This is a genomic window from Algoriphagus sp. (genome assembly GCF_024642405.1).
Classification (GTDB): domain Bacteria; phylum Bacteroidota; class Bacteroidia; order Cytophagales; family Cyclobacteriaceae; genus Algoriphagus.
Map to the genome: position 1 here is coordinate 1 of NZ_JAHEBC010000212.1, position 6,717 is coordinate 6,717.

Consider the following 6,717-nt stretch of genomic DNA (forward strand, 5'->3'; position numbering starts at 1 on the left):
TTGGATTGGTATTCTTCTAAAGTGAAGAATTCGCCATTCGTATTTTTTAGCAAAGCGAAGTCTTTTCCTTTTTCGTAAAATTTCTCCTCAGAGATCATCCCGTATTTCACGAATAATCCGATGTCATCCCACTTCTCTTCGTAGGCTTTTCTATCTTTTTTGTAAAGCTCCGCAAGCTTATCAGCAACTTTCTTGGTGATGTATGAATTGATTTTCTTCACATTTCCATCCGCCTGCAAGAAGCTTCTCGATACGTTTAGGGGAATATCCGGAGAATCAATCACTCCATGAAGTAACATCAAGAATTCTGGAACAATGTCTTTTACCTCATCCGTAATGAAGACTTGGCGACTATATAACTTGATCTTATTTCTCTGAAGTTCGAATTCGTTTTTCACTTTTGGGAAATATAAAACTCCCGTCAAATTGAATGGATAATCCACATTTAAGTGAATCCAGAAAAGTGGATCTTCTGACATTGGGTAAAGCTCCTTGTAGAACTTCAAATAATCCTCATCTGTTAAATCACTTGGAGATTTAGTCCAGATTGGAGCCGTTGTGTTGATGATATTATCCACTTCCACAGACTTCCATTTCTTCTCGCCTTTGTCATCCAAGCCATCTTCTACAGATTCGGTCTTCGTACCAAATTTGATTGGAATAGGTAGGAACTTCGCGTATTTGTCCAGAATTCCCTGAAGCTTCCATTTGTCTAAAAATTCTTCAGAGTCTTTATTGATATGAAGTATAACATCCGTCCCGCGATCTTTTCTTTTTCCTTTCTTGATTTCAAATGAAGTAGTTCCGTCACAAGTCCACTTAGCAGCTTCAGCTCCTTCTTGGTAGGAAAGGGTATTGATTTCTACTTTGTCAGCAACCATGAAAGCTGAATAGAAGCCCAAACCAAATTTACCGATGATCTCATTGGCATCTTTGGCATCCTTAAACTTCTCTACAAATTCCTCTGCTCCAGAAAAGGCTACTTGGTTGATGTACTTTTTGATTTCCTCTGCAGTCATCCCAAGCCCCTTATCAGAGATCGTGATGGTTTTCTTTTTTTCGTCAAAACTTACTTCCACAGTAATGTCACCAAGTTCGCCGGTATACTGACCTAATGTCGCTAGTCTTTTGATTTTTTGGGTTGCATCGACTGCATTCGATACCAGTTCTCTAAGAAAAATCTCATTGTCAGAATAGAGAAACTTCTTGATTATTGGGAAAATGTTCTCGGTATGAATCGAGATGGTGCCTTTTTCCTGCATGGCTATAAATTAGTTTAGTTAAACACAATGTTTGTCGGGCAGAGAATTGCAACTGTTGTTCCATTTGAAAAAAAGTGACAAGATGACAGAAACAGGAGTTTTGATCTGATCGAACGGAATAATGTAGAATGAAAAAAGCTTGGCAAAATGCCAAGCTCATTCTCTTATCAAGTTTTATAATTAAATCGCTTTTCCAAAGTTTACAACTTCTCAAAAACTCTTCTAAAGCTTGTAGCCTCAGCGATTCTTCCATGAAGTTCAGAAATAGGTACTCTTTCCTGCTCTGTTGTATCACGATGACGGATAGTAACTGTATTATCCTCTAACGTCTGATGATCTACCGCAATACAAAATGGAGTTCCGATCAAATCCTGTCTTGTATAACGCTTTCCGATGGAAGCTGCATCTTCATAAATAATATTGAAATCATATTTCAACAACTCCACAATCTCTTTTCCCTTTTCTGGTAATCCATCTTTCTTGGTAATTGGAAGAATAGCCGCTTTCACAGGAGCGATTGCAGGATGGAACTTCAAATAAGTTCTGCTTTTCTCTTCGGTATTTTCTTCAGTAAAAGCATTGCAAAGTGTCAACAAGAACAAACGATCTGCACCGATAGAAGTCTCGATGACATAAGGAATGTAATTTTGGTTTACTTCCGGATCAAAGTATTGCTGTTTCTTTTTAGAAAACTCCTGATGGGATTTCAGATCAAAATCAGTCCTGGAGTGAATTCCTTCGACTTCTTTAAAACCAAAAGGGAAATCATATTCAATATCCATGGCAGCATTGGCATAGTGAGCCAATTTCTCATGGTCATGTTTTCTAAGTTTCTCCACTGGAGTTCCCAGAGCCAAATGCCAGTTCATACGGGTTTCAGCCCATACTTTATACCATTCCAATTCGGTACCAGGACGAACGAAGAATTGCATCTCCATCTGTTCGAATTCCCGCATTCGGAAAATAAACTGACGGGCAACAATCTCATTTCTGAAGGCTTTACCGATCTGGGCAATCCCGAAAGGAACCTTCATTCTGGCAGTTTTCTGCACATTTAGAAAGTTGACGAAAATACCCTGAGCTGTTTCTGGTCTTAAATAAATCGTAGAGGCATCTTCCGCCACAGAACCTACTTGCGTAGAAAACATCAAGTTGAACTGACGAACATCGGTCCAGTTGGAAGTACCAGAAATTGGGCATTTGATGCCTTCGTTGATAATTAAGTCACGTACACCTGCAAGATCTTCTGCCTCCAGCATTCTTGCCAAAGCACCTGTTAAAGAGTTTGCTTTTTCAACATCACCAGATCTTTCGAACACCGCAGCATGCTCTTCTACCAACACATCTGCTCGATATCTTTTCTTGGAGTCTTTGTTATCGATCATTGGATCGTTGAAACTATCCACGTGACCAGAAGCTTTCCAAGTGGTAGGATGCATAAAAATCGCTGCATCTATGCCCACAATATTATCCTGAACTCTGGTCATGGTCTCCCACCAAAGACGCTTCAGGTTATTTTTTAGTTCGACACCATAAGCACCATAATCATAGACAGCCTGAAGGCCATCGTAAATCTCAGAACTTGGGTAAACAAAACCATACTCTTTGGCATGGGAAATTATATCTTTTAATTGGGCGTTTTCCGCCGGAGTTGCTGTTTTTGCCATGGCGGCAAAATTAAAGAAACAAATTGATATCTGAGGAGCATAAAAAGTCTTAAATCACTTCAATCCTATGAATATCTATTCCAAAAAAGAAAAAGGCCAAACTTTTATAAATAAAATGGCCTTCTCTTTGAGTTTACTTTATCACCTAAAGGTGTATTTAAATCCAAATCCTGCCCTAAAGTAATCCCCATTATCGTCTGCTATAATCGGTGCTGCTTCAAGGATCAGCCCCAGATTTTTACTATTAAAAGGAGTAACAAGAAGTCCGAAAGGAATAGAGATGTAAATATCATCATCCTCATTATCCCTGTCATTTCTTTCGTCGTCTAGGCCTAATCCAAGTCCTGCAAAGAAACTCACGTCCTCTCTTTTTACGATGTTATAAGCTCCCATTAACTCGAAGCCTACATCTCTTCCAGTTCCGATTCTACCTTCCCCAAAGACTTGCTTATTTGGGTCGGTACCTACCGTAACAAAAGTCTCGGAGCTTTGAAGATTAATACCTGCACTGATTTGCGAGTGCGCCAATGAGATAAATGCGAAAATTGAAAATGAAAGAAGAATTAGTTTTTTCATGGTGATTAGAATTATTTCAGATTTCTTATCCCAAGAAAGAGCCAAACTTAAATTATTACCATTTTCCTTCTGTTTGGGAAATGGTTCTTTTTTCTTTTGAACTTAAAAAAGAAGCTTCTATCATTTTTAAAACGCTGATAGTTTGTGGGATAGTGACTTTCAATGGACTCCCATTTAAGATCGCATTTGCTACATTAGAATACAAAATCCGATAATCTCCAGGAATGGATGGATAGGAGAATGTTTCTGAACTGAGGAAAACTTTTCCCCAATTCTCCTCAGGTTCCACACCCCAGGTTTCACCTTCAGGCAAAATACCCTCTTTGAAAGCTTGTTCTTGAACATCCATTCCAAATTTCTGGTAAGATCCATTTTGCCCCAGCAACAGATATTTTGGGGTGGGAGCATTCACCAAGGTGCCAGCAGTAACTCTCGCTTTAAATCCTGTATAATGAAGGACAATATCAAAATGATCGTCTGCCATGGCTCCTTTTCTTTGCTTTTGAATATCCGCTTGAATGCTATCCGGATTACCGAAAATCATCACTACTTGGTCTAATAAATGCGAGCCCAAATCATAAGTAACCCCATTTCCAGGCCCAGCTTCCTCTCTCCAATTCCCTGAGAGCTCTGGTCTAAACCGATCAAAATGAGATTCTAGATAGACTAAATCTCCTAAAATATTTTCTTCTATAAGTTTCTGAATGGTCATGATATCTCCATCGAACCTTCGATTCTGAAACACGGAGCAGATTTTACCTGATTTTTCAGCTAATGCTTGAAGTTCCTCTGCTTCGTGGGAAAAAATAGTGATTGGTTTGTCTACCACCACATGCTTTCCAGCTTCCAAGCATTGCTTTGCCATAGAAAAGTGAAATGTATTGGGGGTGGTGATCACCACCAAATCCACATCTCCATGCTCCAAAAGTTCTTCCAAGCTTCGGTAAATCGTAACGGATGGATATTTATTCTGACTTTTGTTTGTTTTTCGCTCCACCACAGCCACTAAATCAAGATCTTGACAAACGGTTATTAAAGGGGCGTGCATTTTTTCAGCAACCGAGCCGAAGCCAACAATTGCTGTTCTGATTGGAGTGTTCATGGTCTTATAAGTGCATATCCTGGACTTTATTCACTAATTCAATCCGTGAATTTACCTGGAGTTTTGCATGAATATTTTTTCTATGAGTTTCTATCGTCTGAACACTGAGATTCAGGTCATCAGCAATTTCTTTGTTTTGCCTACCTTCTTTGATCAATTTAATAATCTGAACTTCCCTTCTGGACAATTTGAATTTCGCTCTAAACGCGTCATAGAATGAGCTCTGGTTTGCCTGCTGTATCACCCGCTGAAAATTAGCCAGGTGCCTTCCTTCAAAAACCTCATGAATTGTATAAACTAGTTCATCTGGATCCGCATCTTTCAGGATGAAAGCATCTGCCCCATCCTGCATGCAAGTCTTATAAATTTTCTCTTCATCATACATAGAAAGAACAACTACTTTGATTTGAGGGAAATTAGATTTTGCATATTTCAACACTCCGAAACCATCAAGTACAGGCATATTGAGATCGGTCAGGATTACATCCGGAAGATCACGTTCGATTGCGTCAATTAACTCTTGACCGTTTGGATAAAGTCCAGTAATAATCAAATCGTCATACTCTTCCAATAAACCTTCCAATCCTTTAGCGAAAAGTTTATGGTCATCAGCTAAAGCTATTCTGATCATTTTTGGGTGGGTGAATGAACTGATCTCTAAATTATTATGATATTAAAGTAAGTCTTGGTTTTTAATTAGGCAACAATAAATGGATAAGTGTACCATTTCCTACACTAGAGGTGATTGAGAAATTACCACCGATTGTTTCCATTCTCTTTTTCAAATTAAACATGCCACTTCCATTTGATTCAATTGAGGTATCAAATCCTTTTCCGTTATCTTGAATTTCAATAACTTTTTGATTTTCACTACTTTTGATTTTTATGGCAATCAAATCTGGAGAAGCATGTTTCATGGCATTATTTAGTATTTCTTGAATGACACGTATTAGAACCAGCTTCTGATCTTTTGGAAAATCTCCAAGTTCCAACTCAGATTCTAAACTTGTTTTACAATAGCCAGTCGATTCGATTTTTGCAAGTTGCTCCTCGATAAATTCCACAATCGTGAGAGATTCAACCCAATCCAAATTTAAATTTTTGGAAAGAGCACGAACCTCTGTAATAACCTGATTAATTGTTTCCCTTCCTTCAGATTGCTTTTCAGGTTTGGAAGAACCTAAGTACAGCTTAGCTAAGGAAAGTAATTGACCAATGTTATCGTGCAACTCCCTACCAACATAGGTCAGGGTTTCCTGTTGAATTTCATTTTCAATATTCAACAAGGTCTTTTCATGTTCGGATTTGATTTGATCCATTTTTTGGCGGTTTTGTGCCTGCCGCTGTCTGTGGATAAAAACCATAGAAATAACGAAAGTGGACATTAATCCACCCAGAAATATGGTTGCGAATATGATGACGTAAATCTGATCTTCAGTTGGATTCATAAAATGGTTCTTGTTCGAATAGCCGAGGTAATAAAGGTGATGCAATAATCAATACGAGTACCGCACTATTGAAAATCCCCATTACTACATCAATATAAGAAATACCCATTCCAAGTTGAGGATTAACCTCAAAAAGGTATAGGAGAGCAACAGAGTTAATATAAGTCAATGAATACGTAAATAGAAGAAAAGTCATTTGCCAGAATGAAACAAGCTTGAATGGATTAGCATCTAGATATCTATTATTGCTGATCAAACCGACAAAATATAGACCACTACCTAACAATATCATATTTGCCCCCATGGCAAAAATAATAGGTTGATTTAAGTAGAGGGGCTCAATTTCTGTCAATTGAAGTACCAAGGCAGCTAATATAAAAAAAGCGATCATCCAGTCGATGTATTTCTTTTTGGAGGGTTCTAGCCAAGATTTAATTAAAAAAAGGTAAAGAATGGTGGAGATTTGTTTATTGGTGATGTTATAAAGCCAAAGATTATATCTGGGATTTTCACTATTTCCTAAAAATTCATTTACAGCTTTCTTAAACTCAAAGTTATAATTTGTATAAGCCCCCATGTTTTCATAGATGAGGGTAAAAGACAAAATCAAAAAAGGGAGCCAATAAAAACTATTGGCCCTCAATACTTTAGGCAATCGAAAA

At 38.0% G+C, this 6,717-nt stretch carries 7 protein-coding genes; all 7 read right to left on the bottom strand.

Features of this window, described 5'->3' with window-relative positions:
* Positions 1-1,262: molecular chaperone HtpG (gene htpG / locus Q0L68_RS14285; protein WP_296704474.1), on the bottom strand; the 1,262-nt coding region annotated here is incomplete at its 3' end.
* A gap of 200 nt (positions 1,263-1,462) precedes the next feature.
* Positions 1,463-2,929: a glycine--tRNA ligase gene (locus Q0L68_RS14290; protein WP_296704477.1), complete on the bottom strand. Its 1,467-nt coding sequence runs from the start codon at positions 2,927-2,929 to the stop codon at positions 1,463-1,465.
* Between the two features lie 141 nt (positions 2,930-3,070).
* Positions 3,071-3,505, bottom strand: a complete 435-nt coding sequence (locus Q0L68_RS14295; RefSeq protein WP_296704480.1) for an outer membrane insertion C- signal — start codon at positions 3,503-3,505, stop codon at positions 3,071-3,073.
* 55 nt (positions 3,506-3,560) lie between these two features.
* Entirely contained in the window at positions 3,561-4,607 is a 1,047-nt protein-coding gene (locus Q0L68_RS14300) for a Gfo/Idh/MocA family oxidoreductase (RefSeq protein WP_296704482.1), read from the bottom strand.
* A 4-nt stretch (positions 4,608-4,611) separates the two neighbouring features.
* Entirely contained in the window at positions 4,612-5,238 is a 627-nt protein-coding gene (locus Q0L68_RS14305; protein WP_296704484.1) for a response regulator transcription factor, read from the bottom strand.
* A 61-nt stretch (positions 5,239-5,299) separates the two neighbouring features.
* Positions 5,300-6,055 (bottom strand): ATP-binding protein, encoded by a 756-nt coding sequence (locus tag Q0L68_RS14310; RefSeq protein ID WP_296704486.1) that lies wholly within the window; start codon positions 6,053-6,055, stop codon positions 5,300-5,302.
* The coding region (locus Q0L68_RS14315; RefSeq protein WP_296704489.1) for a histidine kinase at positions 6,042-6,717 on the bottom strand (676 nt) is incomplete at its 5' end. The genes Q0L68_RS14315 and Q0L68_RS14310, both read right to left, overlap by 14 nt.

What these genes read in the sequence shown, in the direction of transcription:
- Q0L68_RS14290 (WP_296704477.1), bottom strand. Translation starts at nt 2,929, where the DNA reads ATGGCAAAAACAGCAACTCCGGCGGAAAACGCCCAATTAAAAGATATA.
- Q0L68_RS14295 (WP_296704480.1), bottom strand. Translation starts at nt 3,505, where the DNA reads ATGAAAAAACTAATTCTTCTTTCATTTTCAATTTTCGCATTTATCTCA.
- Q0L68_RS14300 (WP_296704482.1), bottom strand. Translation starts at nt 4,607, where the DNA reads ATGAACACTCCAATCAGAACAGCAATTGTTGGCTTCGGCTCGGTTGCT.
- Q0L68_RS14305 (WP_296704484.1), bottom strand. Translation starts at nt 5,238, where the DNA reads ATGATCAGAATAGCTTTAGCTGATGACCATAAACTTTTCGCTAAAGGA.
- Q0L68_RS14310 (WP_296704486.1), bottom strand. Translation starts at nt 6,055, where the DNA reads ATGAATCCAACTGAAGATCAGATTTACGTCATCATATTCGCAACCATA.